The following is a 21180-nucleotide window of genomic DNA, read 5'->3' as shown; positions in this document are numbered from 1 at the left end:
CGGGAAAGATGGTCGCGCGGCGCGGCCCTGCTGAACAGGATCCAACGCGGATGGCAGACATGCTCCCCCTTCAAGCTCCCACCCTCGTCCATGCGGCGCTCCCGGCGGTCTCGGGTCCGCGAGCCGCTGTGGCCCGCAACATCGCGCTCGCCGTCGCCGGCAGCCTGCTGCTGGTGCTCGCTGCCAAGATCAAGGTGCCGTTCTGGCCGGTGCCGATGACGCTGCAGACGCTGGCGGTGCTCAGCCTGGGCGCGGCCTATGGCTCGCGGCTCGGTGCAGCGACGGTCGCGCTCTACATCGCCTATGGCCTCGCCGGCCTGCCGGTCTTCACCAATACGCCTCCGGTCGCGGCCGGCCCGCTTTACCTGGTGGGGCCGACCGGCGGCTTCCTCGTCGGCTTCGTCCTGGCGGCGGCTGTGGCCGGCTGGGCGGCGGCGCGCGGCGCCTCCTTGACCCGTCTCATCGTCGGTCTGCTCACGGCCGAGGCGCTGATGCTGGGCCTTGGCTGCCTGTGGCTGGCTCTCGGCGCGCAGATGGCTGGCGGCGCCATGGGCGTCGGCTTCGCCAAGGCCTTCGCCTTCGGCGTTCAACCCTTCCTGATCGGCGATGCGCTCAAGGTCGCGCTGGCGGCCTGCTTTGTCGGCACCGGCTGGTCGATGCTCCAGCGTCGCAGCTGAACCGCGCGCAGCAACGCAATGTGAAGGCCGGGGGAAACCCCGGCCTTTTTCATGTCGAGATGTCGGGGACGTGCTCTGAAGGGCTCAGCCGGCCGGGCGCGAATCGCCGCAGCTCTTGGGCATGTTGAACGGCCGCAGCGGCTCGCCGCATTTGTCGCAGGCCGCCAGCATGGTCGCCAGGCCGAGAATGCCGATGATCTGGAAGAGACGCTTACGCTTCATGATGTCGAGACCGCTGCTGAATTGGCCCGCAGCGTACAGGGCCTGACCGCGCTTCGCCATCACGGAAATGCTTGCTGGCCGCTCGGGGCGTGAATCGAGACAGCGCCACCGCTGGAACCCAACTCCATCGCTTGCGGGCTACGATCTGTAGCCGACCGCGCGCACCAGTGGACTGCGCGACGAAACCGAGGGCTGCCGCAGGGAAAGGTCGGGCGTTCTGGTCGTGATTTCATCGAGGAACATGGGTTTGGCGAAATAGTAGCCCTGCGCGAGCCGGATGCGCGTGGCGGCTTGGAGGTATACGAGCTCCTCGGCAGTTTCGACGCCCTCTACGATGATTGACATGTCCAGCGCGTCGGCTAGCGATTCAATCGTCTTCAGAATGCTCTGGCTGCGCGGGCGCTGGTGAATCGCGGTTATGAATGAGCGATCCACCTTGATCTCGTCGGCCGTGATGTCAGCGAGCGCCGCCAGCGACGAATATCCGACACCGAAATCATCAATGGAAACGCGCGCTCCAATCTCGCGAATCATCGGCAGGACCTGCGTCTGGAACCGGCTCTTCGAAAGAAACGCTTCCTCAGTCAGCTCGATCATGAACCGTTGGGCGCAGCCGGTGGCTTCGATGGCGTCGACCAGCGAGCGCATGAATACGGGCTCGTCCGCCTGGCGCGCGGCAACATTGAGGCTGATGGTTGAGGCCGCGCCGAACGCGCCGTCGATACGGTCGATTGCGCCTGTTGCTTCGGCAAGAACGAGATGCGTGATCTCGTCCATGAGCCCCAGCTCTACCGCTAGATTGACGAAGTCACCCGGCGGGTGGATCGTGCCCTCCTCGTCTATCCAACGCAGCAGCACCTCGACGCCGACAACCTCGTTCGAACGAAAATCGACCTTCGGTTGATAGGCGCAGCGGAGGCGTCGGTCTCGCACGGCTAGCCGAAGACGCTGTTCGATCTTCATCCGTTCGCTCGCGGCGTGGTCAACGCCGGGGCTGAAGAACTGCACGCTGCCTTTGGTGGTGCCCTTGATCCGGTACATCGCTCGGTCGGCATTGGAGCAGAGCGCGTCATAGGAGCGGCCGTCGGCTGGGTAGAGGCTGACGCCGACCGAAGCGGAGGTGAGGATTTCGCTGCCCTCGATGAAGTAGGGCTCCTTCAGCCTGGCGAGGAAATGTTCGACCCTGGCGGCGATCTCTTCCATCGGCCCGGCGGGCGAGAGCAGCAACACGAACTCGTCACCCCCCACGCGCGCTATCAGATCGCAGGGGCGCAGTTCGCGGCTGAGGCGCCGGGCGACCTTGACCAGCAGCGCGTCGCCAACGGCATGTCCGTAATAGTCGTTGATGTTCTTGAAGCCGTCGAGATCGAGAAAGGCCAGGGCGAAGGTCTGTTCGCGATCCGATGCCGTCAGCGCTGCCACGCTGCGCTCAAGCAGGCCTCTATTGGGCAAACCGGTGAGATCGTCGAAATAGGCACGCCGGAAGAGATCGTCCTCAAGCGCGCGCTGTTCGGTGACGTCAAGGGAAAGGCGGACCTGATGTGGCACCCCACCGATGGAAAGCGAGAGTTGCTGCACATCGATGGTGCGGCCGGCCAGCGCGGCATCTCGCTGGCCCGCCGGCAAGGCGGCATGAGCCAAACCCTGGCGGTTCGAATAGATCGATATGTCCTGGCTTGCGGCGGCAATTCCGACCGGAATGCCGTCAAGGACTTCCAGCAGGGTTTTGAAGTCGATCGATGCGGTCATCTGCGATCTGTCGCGGCTAGAGCAGGATGCAAAAAAAGTGGGAACCGGTCTTTCGCATTGATCCTGCTCTAACTCTTTGATGAGAGACGGATTCAGATTTGAGATGGGATCACTCCGTGATTCCATCTCAAATCATCCGGCTCTAGCGCTTGAGAATCTGCAGGCGCGCGTCTTCCAGCAGGCGCGAGACGCCAGAGCCCGGCAATTCGCTGGAGCTGTCGGGCACCGGAGGCTCGCGGACGGGGGCGGCACTTGCCTCCTCGTCCTTCACCGTGCCGCGCCACCGCGCAACGACCGTTGTAATGAACTCGCGCTGCGTCGCCACCTCATCGTCAATGGCCGAAGGGGCGGTGGATTCGCTGCGCGGCACCGCCGACTCGCCCAGCCGCCGAAAGGTCAGGCGGGCCGGCATCGGCATGCCCTCGCCGAAGCCGACCACCTCGCCGGTGCCGAGGGAGGGCACGAAATCGAGCAAGTTTGCTCCAGCATCGGCCACGGCCGAGCGGAGCAGCGCTTGATCGTGGTCGTTGGCCATACGCATCGCCAGCAGGGTAGAGCATTGCGAGATGATGGTGGGATCGAGCTCAGCCGGCCGCTGGGTGACAAGGCCAAGGAAGACGCCGTATTTGCGGCCCTCTTTGGCGATGCGGGCCAAGGCGCGGCGGGTCGGGCCAAACCCGAGGCTGTGATCGGCAGCAGCGTAGCGGTGTGCTTCCTCGCAGACAAAGAGCAGCGGCATTGCACCGTCGCTCCATAGACCGAAATCAAAGGCGAGCCGGCATAGCACGCAGACCACCGCATCAACGACTTCCACCGGCAAGCCGGCGAGCTGCATGACGCTGATGGGCTTACCGTCGGGCTCGAGTCGGAAAAGATGAGTGAGCAGGCCAACCATGGTGTCGCCACCGACGCTGGCATTCTCAAACATGAAGGCGTAGCGCGGATCGTTCTTGATGGTCTCGATCCGCGTCATCAAGCGATGATAGTTCATGCGCGAGGATCGGTTCTCGAGCTTGCCCATGCGATCATCGATGAGCGCCAGCAAATCCTGCAGCAGATAGGGTACCGGCGTATCCACCGTGTAGCCGGTACGCTTGGGATTGCTTTTCTTGAAGCCGAGCCGATCGGTGGCAGGCTTGTACTGAAGGTAGGTACTCTTGGCGATTGGGATAAGCTCGGAGAGTATTTCCAATTCCTCGGCCACAGCGGGACGGCCGCCATAGATGACGTCGGTCAGTTCCTCGAAGCTGAACAGCCAGAAAGGCAGCTTCAGATTGCGAGGGCTGATGACATTGGCCCGTTCACCGAAACTGCGGCCATACTCATTGTGACCATCAAGCAGGAAAATCCGCACATCCGGTCGTGCGTTGAGGATTTCCTGAAGGATGACGGTGACGCCGCTGGATTTACCCACGCCCGTGGAGCCCAGAATCGCGAAGTGCTTGGAGATCAGGCTATCGACGTCGATATGGGCCGAGATGGAATTGTCGTGGTTGAGATGACCGATATTGATCGTGCGTTGGCCAGCCGGGGTGTAGATCAATCGAAGATGCTCGCGACTGATGAGATGGGCTGCGTCGCCGATAGCGGGGTAGTCGGACACACCGCGGCGAAAGGATTGCGATCCGTCGAGATTGCTGACGATTTCGCCCATCAGCGCGACCCGCGCCACCGCATGGTGCTCCCTGGCGGCTTCGGGAGCGGAAGGCCGCGTCGTAACCTCGGTGATCATGCCAATGAGGGACAGGGGACCGGCATCGATAGCCAGGAATCGACCGACAGTCGCCCTCGCGCCCTTGTCGGGCCAGGGCGCAGGCAGATCGATCTGGGCCTCAGAGCCGCGCACGGAAAGAACGTGGCCGACGGGACCAGCCATTCTGGCGGACTCCCAGCCTCCATGGTCGTCGCTAAGCTGGTTCAAGAGAAGCCCCCTCAAGCAGAAAACGGCCTGCTCAGGAACTAAGCATGAAAGGGCTTACGAAGAGGTTGATCCGATTCCCGCAAACAAGACTGTTTAAAATTTGAGTTTCCGCGCCATTAATCCTGCTTCTCCGCGCCCGCTGTTCTTGATGAACTTACGTCATTCATTAATTCTGGACGAGGTCGTCGACGAACAGGAAACCGGCGGGAGCCTTCTCAAGGAAGGCGAGAACGATGAGAGCAGGGTGCATGGGCTCGGTTTGAGCGAGTTTGGTCTTCGCCTGACGGGGTGCGGCGCGATCTCGTCAGCGTATCGGCGATGGTTCCCGCCGAGCTTCCCGGATGTTTGATGCAGACACCGACCAAAGCTGCGCCAAGCGCTCGATTTCGAAATCGGGGACGACGGTCCGGCCGGGCTGCTTTGCCATGCGCAACGCAGATGCCATGTGCAAAGGCTCGATATTATCTGGACTAATGTCGGGGCGCGCCAATCGGGATGCGCTAACCCCTTGAAACCAGTGGTCGGAGTGGCAGGATTTGAACCTGCGACCCCCTCGTCCCGAACGAGGTGCTCTACCAGGCTGAGCCACACTCCGATTAGCTGGTGCCGGGCTTATAGCCAGCGTCGGGCGCGGGCGCAACAGCCTCCGGGGCATTGTGACGCCGATTTCTGCAAAGAGATATTCTGCCGCGGTGCGAATGGTTGCGCGCGGCTGCGCCGCGTTCTAGAAGGCGCGGCACGTTGGGGCGTCGCCAAGTGGTAAGGCAGCGGTTTTTGGTACCGCCATTCGGAGGTTCGAATCCTCCCGCCCCAGCCAGTTCCCCGCAAAAACCTCCAAATCGGCTGCCGCAGTCAAACTGGTCGTGATTCAGCGGCCGCCCCTGATTGCGCAGGGCGGTCCTGAACCGCATCCGCCGGCTGACGTGCTGACGGATCCAGTTTCGGCAGGGTGATCGTCACGCGCAGGCCGCCCTCGCGGCGATTCGCCAGCGCGATCTCGCCGCCATGGGAGGCGATGACAGCGCGGGCGATCGTCAGGCCCAGCCCCGAGCCACCGGTTTCGCGGCCGCGCGATTCCTCCAACCGCACGAAGGGCTGGAAGACGCGCTCCATCTGCGCCTCGGGAATGCCGGGACCATCGTCCTCGACCGTGATCGCGAACTGTGTCGGCGTCTCCGCGATCACGACGACGGCGCTGTCGCCGTATTTCACCGCATTGCCGACGATGTTCCAGAAGGCCCGCTTCAGGGCGAGCAGGCGGCCGAGCACGCGGCCATGGGCGCGTGCATCGAGCGTGATCCGGCGGCCCTGATCGGCCTCGTCATCGACGATGGTTTCCAGCACCGAGACGACGTCGATCGGGCGGGCAGCCTCGCTCGAGTCGCCGCCGCGGAGGAATTCCAACGTCGAATCGATCATCCCCTCCATCTCGGAAAGGTCGGCGTCGACGAGATCGCGCGTCGCCTCGTCCTCGAGCAATTCGGAGCGCAGGCGCAAACGCGTGATCGGGGTGCGCAGATCATGCGAGACGGCGGCGAGCGCCTGGGTCCGCTCGCCGACGAGGCGCTGGATGCGCTCGCGCATGGTGTTGAAGGCGCGCGCGGCGCGGCGCACCTCGGCCGGGCCGGACTCATCGAGCGGCTGGGGCGTCTGGTCGAGGCTGAAGCGCTCGGCGGCGATAGCGAGATCGCGCAAGGGCCGCGTCGCCCAGCGCAGCAGCAGCACGGCGACGACGATGATGCCGATGCCGAGGCAGATCATCACGGTCATCAGCCCGTCATCACCATGCTGAGCCGCGCCCGCCGTCGACGAAAAATTCACCCAGGAGCCATCCTCGAGCCTGACCGAGACCAGCATCATATGGCGGTAGGCATCGGCCTCGCCCGAGCGGAGCGCGCCATCATCGGCGAAGCCGAGGCGGAAGGATTCGGCCGCGAGATCAGGCACGAGCTCCTTGAGCCGGGCTTCCATCGCCTTGGTGCGCTCGGTCGCCGGCGCCGTGCCCAGAACCAGGCTGACCTTGCTCCAATGCACTTCGAGGCTCGCGCTCGACAGGTCATGGGCGACGCGGTCGCGCTCGGGCTCCTGCGGAATGCTGGCGATGGCGCGCTTGATCGAAACGATGCGCTCGGCGAGGCCGCGAGCGCTCTGCTGCGTCGCCTGGCTCTCGACGCCGATATGATAGGCCCAGTAGCCGGCGAGATGGAAAGCCAGCAGCGCCACGACGAGGACCAGGATGGCCCGGCTCGCCACCGTGTCGGGCAGACCCCGTTTCAGCATGCTCCTCACGCCCGCTGCCCTGCGCGCGACCTGACATCGGGCGTGAAGATATAGCCCGCGCCCCTGACCGTCTTGATCAATTGGCCGCCCTGGGCGTCGGCTTCCAGCTTGCGGCGCAGTCGGCTGATCTGGACATCGATCGTCCGGTCGAAGGGATCGTCGCTGGTCCTGGCCTTGGCGTATTGCATCAGCGCCTCGCGCGAGAGCACACGGTTGGCATGCTCGACGAAGACGACGAGCAGGTCGAATTCGCCTGTGGAGAGATCGACCAGCGTGCCCGAAGGCGAGACCAGTTCGCGCCGGCGCAGATCGACGCTCCAGCCGTCGAAGGCCACGGACTGATTGACCTGGCCGGCATCCGCCTTGCGCGTCGCCCGGGCGCGCCGCAGCACGGCGCGCACCCGCGCCAGCAATTCGCGCGGGCTGAACGGCTTGGTGACGTAGTCATCGGCGCCGACCTCCAGGCCCAGGATGCGATCGCTCTCCTCGCTGCGGGCGGTCAGCATCACGATCGGCACCTGCGAGGTCGCGCGAATATCGCCGCATAATTCGATGCCGGAGCGACCCGGCAGCATCAGATCGAGAATGACGAGGTCGATCGCCGTATGCGCCAGGATTTCGAGCATCACGCGGCCATCCGGCGCGCCCGTCACCTGATAGCCGTGACGCTGCAGGAAGCGCGCGACCAGCAGGCGGATCTGCGGGTCGTCATCCACCACCAGGACATGGCCGTGGTCGTCGGCCGTTGCTGTGACGGGTGCCTGATCCAAATCCGGTTATCCCTGCCTGCGCATCAGCTGCACATGTCGTCTGCGGGAGCGAAGAGCCCCCAGTCTCATTTGCAGGATAGCGCCACTCGGCTCTGCGTGCGCGGCCGGCATCGCAACAATTTGTAACGGACGCGGGCCGGGCCCGGTTGCTACCCAAATGCCATCGACGCTCAGGACACGCCACCCCGCGATGCGCCCAAGACTGCTCCTCATCACCTTGCTCGGACTGACGCTTGGCGCCTGTTCGGCCGCGCCTGTTCCGCGCTATCTGGCGCGACCGGCCGATCCCGATATCCGCGTTCCGGCATTGGCCTATCAGAGCGTCGGCGCGGGGTCGGCCACGCTGCGCCCGGCAGAGCCCAAGGACTGGCGCGAGCTCAATCGTCAGGTCGGTCCGCGATCATGACCAAGACGAGAACCGCCTTGCCCATCCCTACCTCCATCCAAGCGGCCCGGATCTCCCGCCTCGCCTTGCTGGCCGGTATCGCCGGCCTGCTCGGCGGCTGCGCCAGCTTCTCGCCCGATGGCGGCGTCGGAACGGCGCAAGCCATCGTCTATTCCGAGCTGAACAAGGATGTCGTCAAGATCGGCGACGATGCCTCCGCCGGCACAGCCAAGGCGCGCGTCGACAAGCTGCTGAAGTCGCCATTGACGGCCGACAGCGCCGTCCAGATCGCGCTGCTCAACAATCGCGGCCTGCAAGCCGCCTTCAACGAACTCGGCATCGCCGAGGCGCAGATGGTCGCGGCCAGCCTGCCGCCCAATCCGCGCTTCGGCATCTCCAAGCTTTCGGGACGGTTCGAGATCGAGATCGAGCGCCAGGTCGCGGGAAGCCTGCTCGCGCTTGCCACCTTGCCGGCGCGGGCGGAGATCGCGCGCGATCGCTTTGGCGCGGCCCAATTGCGCGCGACTGAGGCCGTGCTGAAGCTCGCCGCCGAGACGCGGCGGCAATATTACCGCACTGTGGCAGCCAATGCCCAGGCGGCTTTCTTCCAGGAGGCCAAGACGTCATCCGACGCGGCCTCCGAATTGTTCAAGCGGCTGGGCGAATCCGGTGGCATCAACAAGCTCAACCAGGCACGCGAGTTCGCCTTCGACGCCGAACTCGGCGCACAGCTCGCGCAAGCCCGGCTGCAGCAGCGCCAAGAGCGCGAGCGGCTGGTGCGCCAGCTCGGCCTCTGGGGCGACGACCTCAAGTTCAAGCTGCCCGGCACCTTGCCGCCCTTGCCGCCGCTGAAGACCGTCAAGGCTGTTGAAGCCGAGGCGCTGCGCAAGCGCATCGACATGCAGGTCGCGCGTGCGGAGCTCGATCTCCTCGCCAAGTCACTGGGACTGACGCAGGCGACCCGCTTCGTGAACGACATCGATCTGCTGGGGCGACGCACCTATGATCGCGGCCGCAATGTCCTGGCCGATGGTGATGTCGAGCGTGAGGCCAAGCGCAGCCGCACGCTGGAGCTCGAAATCGAGATCCCGCTCTATGATTTCGGCCAGTCGCGCGTCGTCCAGGCCGAGCAGACCTATATGCAGGCCGCCAACACGCTCGCCGAGAAGGCGGTCAATGTCCGCTCCGAGGCGCGCGAGGCCTATACAGCCTATCGCGGCTCCCATGAGATCGCCCGGCAGTACCAGAGCAATGTGCTGCCCTTGCGCAAGATCATCCAGGACGAGGCGCTGCTGCAGTATAACGGCATGCTGATCGACGTGACCCAGCTCATCGTCGATGCACGCGGCCGCATCCTCTCCAATGTCGCCGCGATCAATGCCAAGCGCGATGTCTGGATCGCCCATACCGACTTCAAGCACGCGATCATCGGCGGCGGGCTCGGCGCAGGCAGCGGAGCCGTCGTCGCCTCAGTCGGCGGCGGCGGCGATGCGCCGACTCATTGAACCCAGCGGAAGGACATCGACATGACCGCATTGTCACGCAGGGGGTTCATCGGCTCGTCGGGCCTCGTGCTTGCAGGCGCGGCCGCCGTCTCCGGGCGAACCGCCTTCGCCGCGGTGCCGGAAGCGCCGACCATGGCGGAGGCGACGACGCAGGCGCCGTTCGTACCGACATCGGGGCCCGACTACCAGCCGGTCGCGACGCTGAACGGCTGGACCCTGCCCTGGCGGATGAAGGAGGGCTGGAAGGAATTCCACCTCGTCGCCGAGCCGGTCGAGCGCGAGCTGGCGCCGGGCATGAAGGCCTTCCTCTGGGGCTATAACGGCCAGTCGCCGGGGCCGACGATCGAGGCGGTCGAGGGCGACAAGGTCCGCATCTTCGTCACCAACAAGCTGCCGGAGAACACCACCGTGCACTGGCACGGCCAGCGCCTGCCCAATGGCATGGACGGCGTCGGCGGTTTGACGCAGCCGCATATCCCGCCCGGCAAGGCCTTCGTCTACGAGTTCGAGCTCAGGCGCTCGGGCACCTATATGTACCATCCCCATTCCGACGAGATGGTGCAGATGGCGATGGGCATGATGGGCTTCTTCGTGGTGCATCCGAAGGACCCGGCCTTCCGCCGGGTCGACCGCGACTTCGTCTTCCTGCTCAACGCCTTCGACATCGAGCCCGGCTCATATGTGCCGAAGGTCAACACCATGCTCGATTTCAACCTGTGGTGCTGGAACAGCCGGGTCTTCCCCGGCATCGACCCTCTCGTGGTCGGTCTCAACGACAAGGTCCGCATCCGCTTCGGCAATCTGACCATGACCAACCACCCGGTCCATATGCATGGCTACGAGTTCAAGGTCTCCTGCACCGATGGCGGCTGGGTCGACCCTGCCGCCGCCTGGCCGGAGGTTTCGGTCGATTGCGCCGTCGGCCAGATGCGGGCCTTCGATTTCGTCGCCGACGAGCCCGGCGACTGGGCGATCCATTGCCACAAATCGCACCATACGATGAACGCCATGGGCCATTCGGTGAAGACCTATATCGGCGTCGGCAAGAAGGACCTGGCCAAGCGGATCGCCAAGATCGCTCCCGGCTACATGCCGATGGGCTCGAACGGCATGGGCGAGATGGGCGGCATGGAGATGCCGCTGCCCGACAACACATTGCCGATGATGACCGGCTTCGCCCAGTTCGGCCCGGTCGAGATGGGTGGCATGTTCTCGGTGGTGAAGGTGCGCGAGGGGCTGGCGAAGGGCGACTACAAGGACCCCGGTTCGTACAAGAACCCGCAAGGCACCGTCGCCTATGAATATAAGGGCGCAGGCCTGACCGAGGCGCCGCGCGCGCAGCCGCTCGACGCCAAGGTCGCACCTGGCGCCAAGATCGCACCCGGCGCGAAGACCGAGCCGACGGAATGGCGGGTCAAGGATCCGCGCAAGCCCAGGCTCGGCCCGGACGGCAAGCCGCTGCCCGCCGCCAGGAACCCGCATTCCAACCACTGACCCGAACCACCGGACAGGAGCGAACGCATGAAGCGGATGATGTCGATACCGAAACTGGCCGCGCTGGCCTTGCTGCTCTCGACCGGAGCGGCTCTGGCTGGTCCAGGCGCTGCCGGCCACGACCATGGTCATGGCGACGAGACCGCCTATGGCAAGCCCGGCGACCCGAAGAAGCCGGCCCGCCTCATCCAGATCTCGATGGGCGAGCGCGACGGCAAGATGCAGTTCATTCCCGACAGGATCGAGGTCAGGCGCGGCGAGCAGGTCAAATTCCAGCTGCGCAACAATGGCGACCTCGACCATGAACTCGTGCTGGCGACGCTCGAGGAGAATCTGAAGCACGCTATCGAGATGCAGAAGAACCCCGACATGGAGCATGACGACCCCAACGCCAAGCGCCTCGCGCCGAAGAAGACCGGCGAGATCGTCTGGCAGTTCACCAAGGCCGGCGAGTTCGATTTCTCCTGCCTGATCCCCGGTCACCGCGATGCGGGCATGACCGGCAAGGTCGTCGTCAAGTGACCGCCCTTGTTCCCAAACCAACCATGGAGATCATAATGCGCAGACTCCTCACAATCGCCTTCGTCAGCCTCGGCCTTGCCGGAGCAGCCCTGGCGCAGGACGCACCGCTGGTGAGCGCGACGGTCAAGAAGGTCGATACGGCTCAGGGCAAGATCACCCTCGATCACGGCCCGATCAAGAACCTCGACATGGACGGCATGACGATGGTGTTCAAGGCCGCCGATCCCGCCATGCTCAAGGATGTGAAAGCCGGCGAGAAGGTGATGTTCACCGCCGACCGGGTCAATGGCCAGATCACGGTCACGAAGCTGCAAAAGGCGAAGTAATACCAGCGGCCTTTGACCCCGACTTATGGCTGGGGTTCCGCCGTCATTCCGGGGCGATCCGAAGGATCGAAGAGGCGTCGCGGCTGTGGCGAAAGGCGCGGGGAACCCTTCTCCTGTAAGGAGAAGGGCAGGGATGAGGTGTCGGCCCCTGGACCAGTAGAGCGCAAAGCCATCCGCACGCGGCGGTGAGGCCGCGCCCCAGCGGATGACGGCCTACACCTCACCCTGCCCTCTCCTTACAGGAGAGGGTTCTCTGTCGAGGTTCCCGCGCCCCGGTCGAAACGCCGCAGCGCACAGGCGCGTTCGGGCATGGGCCCGGGATGACGGCGCGTAGGTGGTCAGGACAGAGCCCTTGAAATCATTGGCTTCAATCCACACCAGAATCCTCGGGATGAGGGCTCGGGAGGTTTCCAAATAGTCGCTAGGCAGGCAGCGCCGCATCCTCGTGGCAGGCGCAGCCGGCCTCCTGCCGCGCCTTGCGCTTGGGCTTGCCGGGCACGGGCGCGAGCGACGCGGCCGGGTCGGCGAGATCGGCCAGGATCGGGCAATCCGGGCGCCCGTCGCCATGGCAGGTCCGGGCGAGATGCGAGAGTGTGCGCGCCATCGCCTGGAGCTCGGAAATCTTGGTTTCGAGATCCTGGACATGCTTCATCGCGACGCTTTTCACATCGGCGCTGGCGCGGCTCTTGTCGCGCCAGAGCGCCAGCAGTTCGCGCACCTCCTCGATCGAGAAGCCCAGATTCCGCGCCCGCTTGACGAAGCGCAGCGCATGCACGTCCTCATTGGCATAGACGCGGTAATTGGCCTGGGTGCGAACCGGGGCAGTGATCAGCCCGATGCTCTCGTAATAGCGGATCATCTTGGCGGTCACGTTCGAGGCCTTGGCGGCTTGTCCGATGTTCATAGCCCGTCTCCTAGAGCCGGATGATTTCAGATGGGATCACGCAGTGATTCCATCTGAAATCTGAATCCGTCTCTCATCTAAAAGTGAGAGCAGGATCAATGCGAAAAACCGGTGCCCACTTTTTCGCATCCTGCTCTTGGGATCGCTTCACTCGGCCGGCGCGAGTTCCGCTACGGGGTTTTGCAGCGGCGCCGCGGCTGCGGCACCGCCGAAGCGCCTCAGCCGCAGCGCGTTGGTCAGCACGCTGACGCTCGACAGCGCCATGGCGAGGCCTGCGAACATCGGCGACATCAGGATGCCGAAGGCCGGATAGAGCGCACCTGCCGCGACCGGGATCAGCACGATGTTGTAGCCGAAGGCCCAGGCCAGATTCTGGCGGATATTGGCGATCGTTGCCTGCGACAGCGCGATCGCCTTGGCGACACCGTTGAGGTCGCCCGACATCAGCACGACATCGGCGCTCTCGATGGCAATGTCGGTGCCCGTGCCGATGGCGAGGCCGACATCGGCCTGGGCCAAGGCAGGCGCGTCATTGATGCCGTCGCCGACGAAGGCGACCTTGACGCCGCCGGCCTGGAGGCTCTTGACGACCTCGGACTTGCCCGTCGGCAGAACCTCCGCCACGACCTCGTCGATGCCAAGCCGCGCGGCGATGGCATTGGCCGTGCCCTTGTTGTCACCGGTGATCATCACGACGCGCAGGCCGAGTGCGTGCAGCGCGGCGATAGCCGCCGGCGTGGTCTCCTTGATCGGATCAGCGACGGCGATGATCGCGGCGAGCTTGCCGTCGACCGCGGCATAGAGCGGCGTCTTGCCCGCAGCGGCCAATCGCCCGGCCTGATCGGCGAAGGCTGCGAGATCCAGGCCCAGGCGGCGCATCAAGCGGTCGGCGCCGACTTCGATCGCCCGGCCCTCGACCTTGGCCTTGACGCCGAAGCCGGGCTCGGCGGCGAACTCCGCCGGCTCCGCCAGCGCAAACCCGCGCAAACGGGCCGCTGCGACGATCGCTTCGGCGACCGGATGCTCGGAGCGCGCCTCGACCGAAGCGACCAGGCGCAGCACCTCGTCCTCCGCAAAGCCCGGCGCGACCGAAAGATCGGTCAATTCGGGCCGCCCTTTGGTCAGCGTGCCGGTCTTGTCCAGCGCCACGATCCTGGCGTCCTTCAGCGATTGCAACGCCTCGCCCTGGCGGAACAGGATGCCGAGTTCGGCGCCCTTGCCGGTGCCGACCATGATCGAAGTCGGCGTCGCCAATCCCATCGCGCAGGGGCAGGCGATGATCAGGACCGCGACCGCGTTGACCAGCGCGAAGGCGAAGGCCGGGCTTGGACCGAAAACCAGCCAGGCGGCGAAGGTCAGCAGCGCCAATGCGATGACGACGGGCACGAACCACATCGTCACCTTGTCGACGAGCGCCTGGATCGGCAGCTTCGAGCCCTGCGCGGCCTCGACGGTGCGCACGATCTGGGCGAGCAGCGTGTCGGCACCGACCTTGCGCGCCGTGAAGCGGAACGCGCCGGTGCCGTTCACGGTGCCGCCGGTCACGGTCGCGCCCGGCTCCTTGCGGGCCGGGATCGGCTCGCCGGTGATCATCGCCTCATCGACATAGGAGAGGCCTTCGAGAACCTCGCCATCGACCGGGATACGCTCGCCGGGCCGCACGATGACGATGTCGCCGGGCACCACGGTCTCGATCGCAACATCGATCTCGGTGCCATCACGCAGCACGCGGGCGGATTTCGCCTGCAGCGACATCAGGCGGCGAATGGCCTCGCTGGTCTGGCCCTTGGCGCGCGCCTCGAACCAGCGCCCGGTCAGGATCAGCGTGACGATGACCGCGCCGGCCTCGAAATAGGTGTAGTCCGTGCCGTCAGGCAGCCAGTCCGGCGCGAAGGTCGCCACGGTCGAGTAGAGATAGGCTGCGCTGGTGCCCAGCATCACCAGCGAATTCATGTCGGGCGCGCCGCGCAGCAGCGCCGGCCAGCCCTTGCGCAGGAAGCGCAGCCCCGGGCCGAACTGCACGAAGCTCGCGAGCAGGAACGAGATCACCTTGATGTTGAACTCGCCGAGCTTCCCCGCGAGGACATGATGCAGCGTCTCCGAGAGATGCATTCCCATCTCGAAGACGAGCAATGGCGCGGTGGCGATCGCCGCCGCGATGACGGCACGACGCAAGCTCGTCTGCTCGATCTCGCGCGCCTGGCGCTCGCGATCGGCCATATCGATGCCCGCCTGGATCGGCTCGGCGGCATAGCCGGCGGCCGTCGCCGCGGCCGCGAGCCGGGAGGCGATGTCGGCTCCGCCCAGAACACGCACGGAAGCCCGTTCGGTCGCTAGATTGACATTGGCATCGAGAACGCCGGGCACCGCCTTCAGCGCCTTCTCGACACGGCCGACGCAGGAGGCGCAGCTCATGCCGGCAACGCTCAGTTCGACCGTGCTCTCGGACGGCTCGTAGCCGGCCTTGCGAATGGCCGCGCCGATGGCTGCTGGATCGACCTTCGCCGAGGACAGGACGACATGGGCGCGTTCGGTCGCGAGATTGACCGCGACCGACTCCACACCCTCCACGGCCGCGACCGCGCGCTCGACCCGGCCGACACAGGAGGCGCAGCTCATGCCGCCGACAGGAATGTCGAGCTGCATGCTGCGCCCAGCCGTGGCTTTCAGAACCGTGTCAGTCGACATAACGTCACTCCAGACTCAATCTGGCGAGAGATATGCTCCTTCCCATAATGGGAAGGTCAAGAGCCTTTCGTCAGCCCAGAGCAGGATGCGAAAAAGTGGGCACCGGTTTTTCGCATTGATCCTGCTCTCACTCTTTGACGAGAGACGGATTCAGACTTCAGACGGGATCACTCCGTGATTCCGTCTGAAGTCATCCGGCTCTGGCGCTCCGGAATGGATCCCGGATCGGCGCCGCTGACGCGGCTTGTCCGGGATGACGGCGCGTTTGTCCCCAATGTTCAAGCTTTTGAAAACAGCGGCGTCGTTGTCGGCCAGGCTCCTCAGGCCGCGCTGACGATCGGGAAAGCGCGGATCTGCTCGCCGCCCTCGGTCTTGATGGTCAGGCGCGCATGCGTCGCGTCCTTGATCTTGCCGCCGGCGATCAGGGTCGAGGGCATTTCACCCGGCTCGGTCGCGAGGTTGCGGATCTGGTAGTCCTCGGCGCGCGGGCCGATCGCCTGCACGACCACGCTCTCAGCCGGAGGCGGCGCGACGACGGCCCCGCCTTTCAGGAAGCTGATCTCCCAGCGCGCCTCGTCGAGGCGCTTGACCTCGGCCTCAAGCCCACCCTCGAGCGCAACGAGTGCGCCTCCGCGCGCGCCAAGTTTCGGCGGCAGCACTGCCGCGCCCGGCAGGAGCGACTCGCGGGTGTGGAAATGTGTGCCGTGAACGACGCGCATGCGGACGCGATAGGCGCCTTCGACATGGCCACTGGCCAGGACGGAGGAGACGGTTCCGCTGGCCGAGATGGCGAGGGGATGAATCCGGCCCTGGGTGTCGATCGCATCGACCTCGACCTCGTTCAGCGGCGGCGCCTTGTAATCTGGCACGCCGGCCTCGCTGAAGACGATTTCCCATTGGCCGGCATCGCGCGCGACGATGTCCACCATCTGACCGTGGCCCATATGGATCGATGCTGGCTGCGACATGTTCGGTCTCCGCTTCATTCGCGCCGGCAGGCCCATCCCGCCGGCTAGGCTATCGCTCCGCGCCAGGGGCGTCGGAGGAATCTGGATCGTCAGAGGAATTTCGTGACCGCCTTGAACTCCTTCAGGAGCTCACGCGCATCTGTGGGGATGTGACCGGCCGCCTCTTCCAGGCAGTGGTCGATATGTTCCTGGATCAGAATCTTGCGCGCATTGGCGATGGCGTTTTCGACTGCCTGCAATTGCTGCGCGATCTCCAGGCATGAGCGAACATTCACCACCATCTCGATCGTCGAGCGCAGATGGCCCTCGGCCCGCTTCAACCGGGTGATGATCTCCGGATGGCGGTGATGGTGGATTTTTTCGTGCGGTTCGTTTTTCATATTGATCCTATCCCCCTGGAGGGGTTATAGCCAATCACAACGGCTGGCAAGTGGAAGCTGAATTCAAGCTCTCGCGAGCCTCTAAAGGTTGCGAGCATTGCTCATGCGAAAAACCGGTACCCACTTTTTCGCGCGATGCTCTTGTCGAAAAGGCCAGCGCCCTCGCTGGTATGGCTGGAGTTGGATTGATGTCGATGACCGATGCTCCTCATGGCTTGACGCTCGCTCTGCTGCCCGACGAATCCGGCGAGCAGCATAAGGCCGCGCGCCAGTTCTGCCTCGACGTGATCAAGGAATTCTACGATTTCGACTATCGACCCAGCTGGCACGCCGACCTCGACTCGCTAATCCTGGGACCGGAGCAATCCTGGTTCAGCGCGCGCAACCGCGGCGCATTCTGGACATTGAGCGCACCCGACGGGTCGCTCGTCGCGGCGGCGGGCCTGTATTGCCTGACATGGAAGCCGCAGTTGGCAGCCTCCTTCGCCACGCGCTACCCTGACCCGGCAAAGGTCACGCAGCTCGTCCGCGTCTATATCCGCAAGGACCAGCGCGGCCGCCAGATCGGACGCTGGCTCAACGCGCTTGCTGAAGCCGAAGCCAAGCGCCTGGGCTTTGCGACGCTTTACCTGCATGCCAGCACCGATACACCGGCTACAATCGGCTTCTGGCAGGGGCGCGGTTATGCCGAGATCGCGAGCGACGAGGCCACAACCCATTTCGACAAGAGCTTGTCGAACACACCAGCTTGATCGGGCAAGCGCCGGCACAAGTCCAGGCGCCTCCCCGGGATCGAGAAGACGAGGACAGGAGGCAAAGCGCCCTCGACCAGAGCCGGTTGGACCGGCCGGTGCGGCGGCCCAGCCTCATGTCCGGATCTGAGGAGCATTGTCGTGCCGTCATTCACCGAACTGCTGGCCCAGGGGGCCAGCAATGCCTGGCTGTTCATCCCGAGCGCGATCCTGCTCGGCGCGCTTCACGGCCTTGAACCCGGCCATTCCAAGACGATGATGGCCGCGTTCATCGTTGCCGTGCGCGGCACCGTGTTCCAGGCCGTGCTGCTCGGGCTCGCCGCGACCTTCTCGCACACGCTCGTCGTCTGGGCAGTCGCTCTGGGAGGCATGTACATCTTCAAGGGCCTCGATCCCGAGACCACGGAGCCCTATTTCCAGCTTGCCTCGGCGGTCATCATCATCGGCATCGCCTCCTGGATGTTCTGGCGAACCTGGCAGGACCAGCAGCGCGCCAAGCAATATGCGCGCGAGGTCGAGGCTTATGAGAAGAACAAGGCCAAGACCGCGCTGTCGCACCGCGTCGATACCGGCCACGGCTTCATGTCGCTGGAGATCCCACCGGAGAAGCCGGCACATTTCCGCCTGACCGTCATCAGCGGTGACAAATGGGCCGGCGAGTACGTCAAGATCACCACCGAGCGCCCTGACGGCACGAGCCAGGTCTTCAGCTTCCTCGACCGCGACGGCTATATGGAATCGGCCGAGACGATCGCCGAACCCTATGATTTCATGGTGCGATTGAGCCTCGACCATGGCGACCACGAGCATGATTACGACGTCTCGTTCCTGCAAGGCATGGCAGGCACCGATCCCCTGCACCGCCAGGAGAAGGGCCTCGCCGTCGCCACCGACGGCTATATGGACGCGCATGAGCTCTCCCATGCCAACGACATTCGCAAGCGCTTCACCAATCGCGAGGTGACGACCTGGCAGATCGTGATGTTCGGCCTGACCGGAGGCCTGATCCCCTGCCCGGCCGCGATCACGGTCCTGCTGCTCTGCGTCCAGATCAAGCAGTTCACGCTCGGTGCGGTTCTCGTGCTGTGCTTCTCGATCGGACTTGCGATCACGCTGGTCACGGTCGGAGCAGTCGCCGCCATCAGCATCCGGCAGGCGACGAAGCGGGTGAGCTGGCTCTCGACGGTGGCCGGCCGCGCGCCGTATTTCTCCAGTGCGCTGATCGTCCTCGTCGGGCTCTATACCGGCTATCACGGCTGGACCGGGCTGCAGGCGCAGCATAACGCTCCGGCCGCGCAGAGCACGCCAGCCGCCCAGCCCAAGGCAGGCTGAGCGACGCCAGGTTGAGCGACACAATGCATCAGGGGAGCGTCCAGGACGCTCCCCTGATTTTTATTTAGGCCAATACCAACAGCCTTTGACTCCGACTTATGGCGTCATTCTCCGCCGTCATTCCGGGCTCGATCCTTCGGATCGCCCCGGAATGACGGCGGAGAATGACGCCAGCGCTCAGCGCCCAAGGCCGTCAGTATAAGATCATCCGGTCAGGAGGCGGACGCGACCTCGCGCTGTGCGATATGGCAGCGCACAAGGGAACCGTCCCCGAGCGGAACCAGCTCCGGCGGCTGCGCATGGCACAGCGGCTCGGCCTGGGGGCAGCGCCCATGGAAGCGGCAGCCATGCGGCGGGTTGATCGGGCTCGGCGGCTCCCCGCCCAGCGCGGCTGCGCCGTAAAGCCCGTTCTCCTCCAGCATCGAGGCCGCGATCAGGGCCTTGGTATAGGGGTGGCGCGGCCGCTCGAAGAGCTCGTCGCGCGGCGCCATCTCGACGATCTGGCCGAGATACATCACCGCGATCCGGTCGCAGAGATAGCGAACGACCCGCAGGTCATGCGAGATCATCAGCAGGGTCAGCGAGAAGCGTTTCCTGAGATCAAGCAGCAGGTTCAGGATCTGCGTCCGCATCGAAGCGTCGAGCGCCGAGGTCGGCTCGTCGCAGACCAGGAAGCGCGGCTTCAGGATCAGTGCACGCGCGATCACGACGCGCTGGAGCTGCCCGCCGGAGCACTCTCCGGGCACGCGATCGTAGAAGCTCTCATCGAGCCCGACTTCGCGCAGCATCTCCAGCACCATGGCGCGGCGCTGGCCGCGATCGCCCATGCCATGCGCGCTCAGAGGCGCATCGAGGCTGAGACCGAGCCGCATGCGCGGATCGAGCGCGCCGAACGGATCCTGGAAGACGAGCTGCGCCAGCTTCCTGAAATCGAGCAATTCATGGCCGCGCAGCTGCGCCACATCCTTGCCGGCGATCCTGATCGAGCCGCTGTCGGCAGCGGTCATCCGGACCAGCAACCGGGCGATCGTGCTCTTGCCGCAACCGGATTCGCCGACGAGGCCGAGCACCTCGCCTTCGGGAATCGACAGCGAGACATGATCGACCGAATTGACCACGCGTCGGCCGCCCGGGCCCCAGCCGGCAACCGGATAGGTCTTCACCAGATCATCCACGACCACGAAGGCCGGCGGCTCCCGATGCGGGACCTCGATCCCGTTTGACGGGGCAGGGGCGAGCGATGCCACGCTCATGCGCTGTGCTCCACGACAGGCGTCGCCGGAGCGGCATTGACGTTCCAGCAGCGCGCCTTGTGCTGGCCACTGCAGCATTCCAGGCTCGGCTCAGCGCTACAGCAGGCATGCGCGTGCTCGGATGTCGCCGCGACGCTGCAGCGGGGCTGAAAGCGGCAGCCGCTGGCGATATCGCGCGCCGAGGCTGCGCCGCCGGGAATCGAGATCAGCGAGCCGGTCTCGTCACGCTGCAACAGGGAGCAGCGGATCAGCGCCTTGGTGTAGGGGTGGCGCGGGGCGTTCAGGACCTCACGCGTCGGTCCTTCCTCGACGAGGCGGCCGGCATACATCACCGCGACCCGCTCCGAGAGCGCGGCCACCACGGCAAGATCATGCGTGATCAGAAGCACCGCCATGTTGCGCTTCCGGCGCTGCTCGTCGAGCAGGCGCAGAATCTGGGCCTGGACGGTGACATCGAGCGCCGTGGTCGGCTCGTCGGCGATGAGCAGATCGGGATCGGCGCTGAGCGCGGCCGCAATCATCACGCGCTGCGCCATGCCACCCGAGAGCTCATGCGCGTAGCAGCGCAGCCGCGTCTCCGGCGCGGGAATGCCGACCTCACGGAAGAGTGCGACGACCCGCTCCAAGGCAACCTCGCGGCTAAGGCCGCGATGGATACGCAGGCTTTCGGCGACCTGGTCGCCGACGCGGCAGGTCGGATCGAGCATGGCGAGCGGCTGCTGGAAGATCATGCCGATGCGGCCGCCGCGCAGCGCATTGAGGGCGGCAGGCCGCATCGCGCCGACATCGTCGCCACCGAAGCGGACCGAGCCGCTCGTGATCGAAACCGAGGGCGGCAACAGCCGCAGCACCGACAGGGCGGTGAGGCTCTTGCCCGAACCGGATTCGCCGACGAGCGCCACGACCTCGCCGCGCCTGATTTCGAGGTCGAGGCCGTCGATGACGGGGCGGGTTCCGGTACCGATCCTGACCCGCAGCCCCTCGATCGCGAGCAGCGGCTCGGCGTCGCGCTCCGCCGCCGGCTGCAGGCCGGAGGCCGGGCGCATCCGGGA

General features: G+C 65.1%; 20 protein-coding genes and 2 tRNA genes. 10 read left to right on the top strand and 12 right to left on the bottom strand.

Annotated elements, in window-relative coordinates:
- Positions 1-59 precede the first annotated feature (59 nt).
- The gene (locus BMZ97_RS21890) at positions 60-677 is read left to right on the top strand and encodes a biotin transporter BioY (protein WP_092174777.1); all 618 of its coding nucleotides are present in this window, start codon (positions 60-62) and stop codon (positions 675-677) included.
- A gap of 84 nt (positions 678-761) precedes the next feature.
- On the opposite strand, the gene BMZ97_RS21885 is transcribed toward BMZ97_RS21890, so the two are convergent.
- The 3 genes from BMZ97_RS21885 to BMZ97_RS21875 all read right to left on the bottom strand — a co-directional run bounded on the left by BMZ97_RS21885 (position 762) and on the right by BMZ97_RS21875 (position 4524).
- Positions 762-959 (bottom strand): hypothetical protein, encoded by a 198-nt coding sequence (locus BMZ97_RS21885; protein WP_092174593.1) that lies wholly within the window; start codon positions 957-959, stop codon positions 762-764.
- Between the two features lie 78 nt (positions 960-1037).
- Positions 1038-2648 carry a putative bifunctional diguanylate cyclase/phosphodiesterase gene (locus BMZ97_RS21880; RefSeq protein ID WP_175525664.1) on the bottom strand — a complete coding sequence of 537 codons (1611 nt, stop codon included), beginning with the start codon at positions 2646-2648 and terminating at the stop codon, positions 1038-1040.
- Positions 2649-2790: 142 nt separating this feature from the next.
- Complete coding sequence (locus BMZ97_RS21875) at positions 2791-4524, bottom strand: ATP-binding protein (protein WP_092174588.1); 1734 nt, start codon at positions 4522-4524, stop codon at positions 2791-2793.
- A gap of 145 nt (positions 4525-4669) precedes the next feature.
- On the opposite strand from BMZ97_RS21875, the gene BMZ97_RS30825 reads away from it, so the two are divergent.
- Positions 4670-4918: a hypothetical protein gene (locus BMZ97_RS30825; RefSeq protein ID WP_139221284.1), complete on the top strand. Its 249-nt coding sequence runs from the start codon at positions 4670-4672 to the stop codon at positions 4916-4918.
- Positions 4919-5087: 169 nt separating this feature from the next.
- On the opposite strand, the gene BMZ97_RS21870 is transcribed toward BMZ97_RS30825, so the two are convergent.
- Positions 5088-5164: transfer RNA gene (locus BMZ97_RS21870), tRNA-Pro, on the bottom strand.
- A gap of 147 nt (positions 5165-5311) precedes the next feature.
- On the opposite strand from BMZ97_RS21870, the gene BMZ97_RS21865 reads away from it, so the two are divergent.
- Positions 5312-5386, top strand: a tRNA-Gln gene (locus tag BMZ97_RS21865).
- Positions 5387-5421: 35 nt separating this feature from the next.
- Here the strand turns inward: BMZ97_RS21865 and BMZ97_RS21860 are convergent.
- Positions 5422-6849: an ATP-binding protein gene (locus BMZ97_RS21860; protein ID WP_092174585.1), complete on the bottom strand. Its 1428-nt coding sequence runs from the start codon at positions 6847-6849 to the stop codon at positions 5422-5424.
- A gap of 5 nt (positions 6850-6854) precedes the next feature.
- A complete protein-coding gene (locus BMZ97_RS21855; RefSeq protein ID WP_092174582.1) occupies positions 6855-7619 on the bottom strand; it encodes a response regulator in 765 nt (254 codons plus the stop codon).
- 190 nt (positions 7620-7809) lie between these two features.
- Between BMZ97_RS21855 and BMZ97_RS21850 the strand changes: the two genes are divergently transcribed.
- Genes BMZ97_RS21850 through BMZ97_RS21830 form a run of 5 tightly spaced genes read left to right on the top strand, consistent with a single transcriptional unit; the run spans position 7810 to position 11851 of the window.
- The gene (locus BMZ97_RS21850; protein ID WP_092174580.1) at positions 7810-8025 is read left to right on the top strand and encodes a hypothetical protein; all 216 of its coding nucleotides are present in this window, start codon (positions 7810-7812) and stop codon (positions 8023-8025) included.
- 17 nt (positions 8026-8042) lie between these two features.
- On the top strand, positions 8043-9509 hold the full coding sequence (locus BMZ97_RS21845; RefSeq protein ID WP_244546540.1) for a TolC family protein: 1467 nt from the start codon (positions 8043-8045) through the stop codon (positions 9507-9509).
- 21 nt (positions 9510-9530) lie between these two features.
- Entirely contained in the window at positions 9531-11003 is a 1473-nt protein-coding gene (locus tag BMZ97_RS21840; RefSeq protein ID WP_092174574.1) for a multicopper oxidase family protein, read from the top strand.
- Positions 11004-11030: 27 nt separating this feature from the next.
- Positions 11031-11525: a cupredoxin domain-containing protein gene (locus BMZ97_RS21835; protein WP_092174572.1), complete on the top strand. Its 495-nt coding sequence runs from the start codon at positions 11031-11033 to the stop codon at positions 11523-11525.
- Positions 11526-11560: 35 nt separating this feature from the next.
- On the top strand, positions 11561-11851 hold the full coding sequence (locus BMZ97_RS21830; protein WP_175525663.1) for a copper-binding protein: 291 nt from the start codon (positions 11561-11563) through the stop codon (positions 11849-11851).
- 421 nt (positions 11852-12272) lie between these two features.
- Here BMZ97_RS21830 and cueR read toward each other — a convergent pair whose 3' ends face one another.
- The 4 genes from cueR to BMZ97_RS21810 all read right to left on the bottom strand — a co-directional run bounded on the left by cueR (position 12273) and on the right by BMZ97_RS21810 (position 16791).
- Positions 12273-12755, bottom strand: coding sequence for a Cu(I)-responsive transcriptional regulator (gene cueR, locus BMZ97_RS21825; protein WP_092174569.1), 483 nt, complete (start codon positions 12753-12755; stop codon positions 12273-12275).
- 147 nt (positions 12756-12902) lie between these two features.
- On the bottom strand, positions 12903-15443 hold the full coding sequence (locus BMZ97_RS21820) for a heavy metal translocating P-type ATPase (protein WP_244546539.1): 2541 nt from the start codon (positions 15441-15443) through the stop codon (positions 12903-12905).
- Between the two features lie 320 nt (positions 15444-15763).
- Complete coding sequence (locus BMZ97_RS21815; RefSeq protein WP_092174566.1) at positions 15764-16411, bottom strand: hypothetical protein; 648 nt, start codon at positions 16409-16411, stop codon at positions 15764-15766.
- Positions 16412-16500: 89 nt separating this feature from the next.
- Entirely contained in the window at positions 16501-16791 is a 291-nt protein-coding gene (locus BMZ97_RS21810; RefSeq protein WP_092174564.1) for a metal-sensing transcriptional repressor, read from the bottom strand.
- 194 nt (positions 16792-16985) lie between these two features.
- Here BMZ97_RS21810 and BMZ97_RS21805 point away from each other — a divergent pair, with 194 nt between their 5' ends.
- Positions 16986-17543 carry a GNAT family N-acetyltransferase gene (locus BMZ97_RS21805; RefSeq protein WP_175525662.1) on the top strand — a complete coding sequence of 186 codons (558 nt, stop codon included), beginning with the start codon at positions 16986-16988 and terminating at the stop codon, positions 17541-17543.
- A gap of 141 nt (positions 17544-17684) precedes the next feature.
- Positions 17685-18875, top strand: a complete 1191-nt coding sequence (locus tag BMZ97_RS21800; RefSeq protein ID WP_092174559.1) for a nickel/cobalt efflux protein RcnA — start codon at positions 17685-17687, stop codon at positions 18873-18875.
- 212 nt (positions 18876-19087) lie between these two features.
- On the opposite strand, the gene BMZ97_RS21795 is transcribed toward BMZ97_RS21800, so the two are convergent.
- Positions 19088-20056: an ABC transporter ATP-binding protein gene (locus BMZ97_RS21795; RefSeq protein WP_244546545.1), complete on the bottom strand. Its 969-nt coding sequence runs from the start codon at positions 20054-20056 to the stop codon at positions 19088-19090.
- A gap of 68 nt (positions 20057-20124) precedes the next feature.
- The gene (locus BMZ97_RS21790) at positions 20125-21174 is read right to left on the bottom strand and encodes an ABC transporter ATP-binding protein (RefSeq protein WP_092174770.1); all 1050 of its coding nucleotides are present in this window, start codon (positions 21172-21174) and stop codon (positions 20125-20127) included.
- Positions 21175-21180: the final 6 nt, after the last annotated feature.

It is taken from the genome of Allobosea sp. OK403 (genome assembly GCF_900113835.1).
In the GTDB taxonomy this organism is placed as follows: Bacteria; Pseudomonadota; Alphaproteobacteria; order Rhizobiales; family Beijerinckiaceae; genus Allobosea.
The sequence above is the reverse complement of the archived record's forward strand: the minus strand, read 5'-3'. Positions and strand labels throughout refer to the sequence as shown.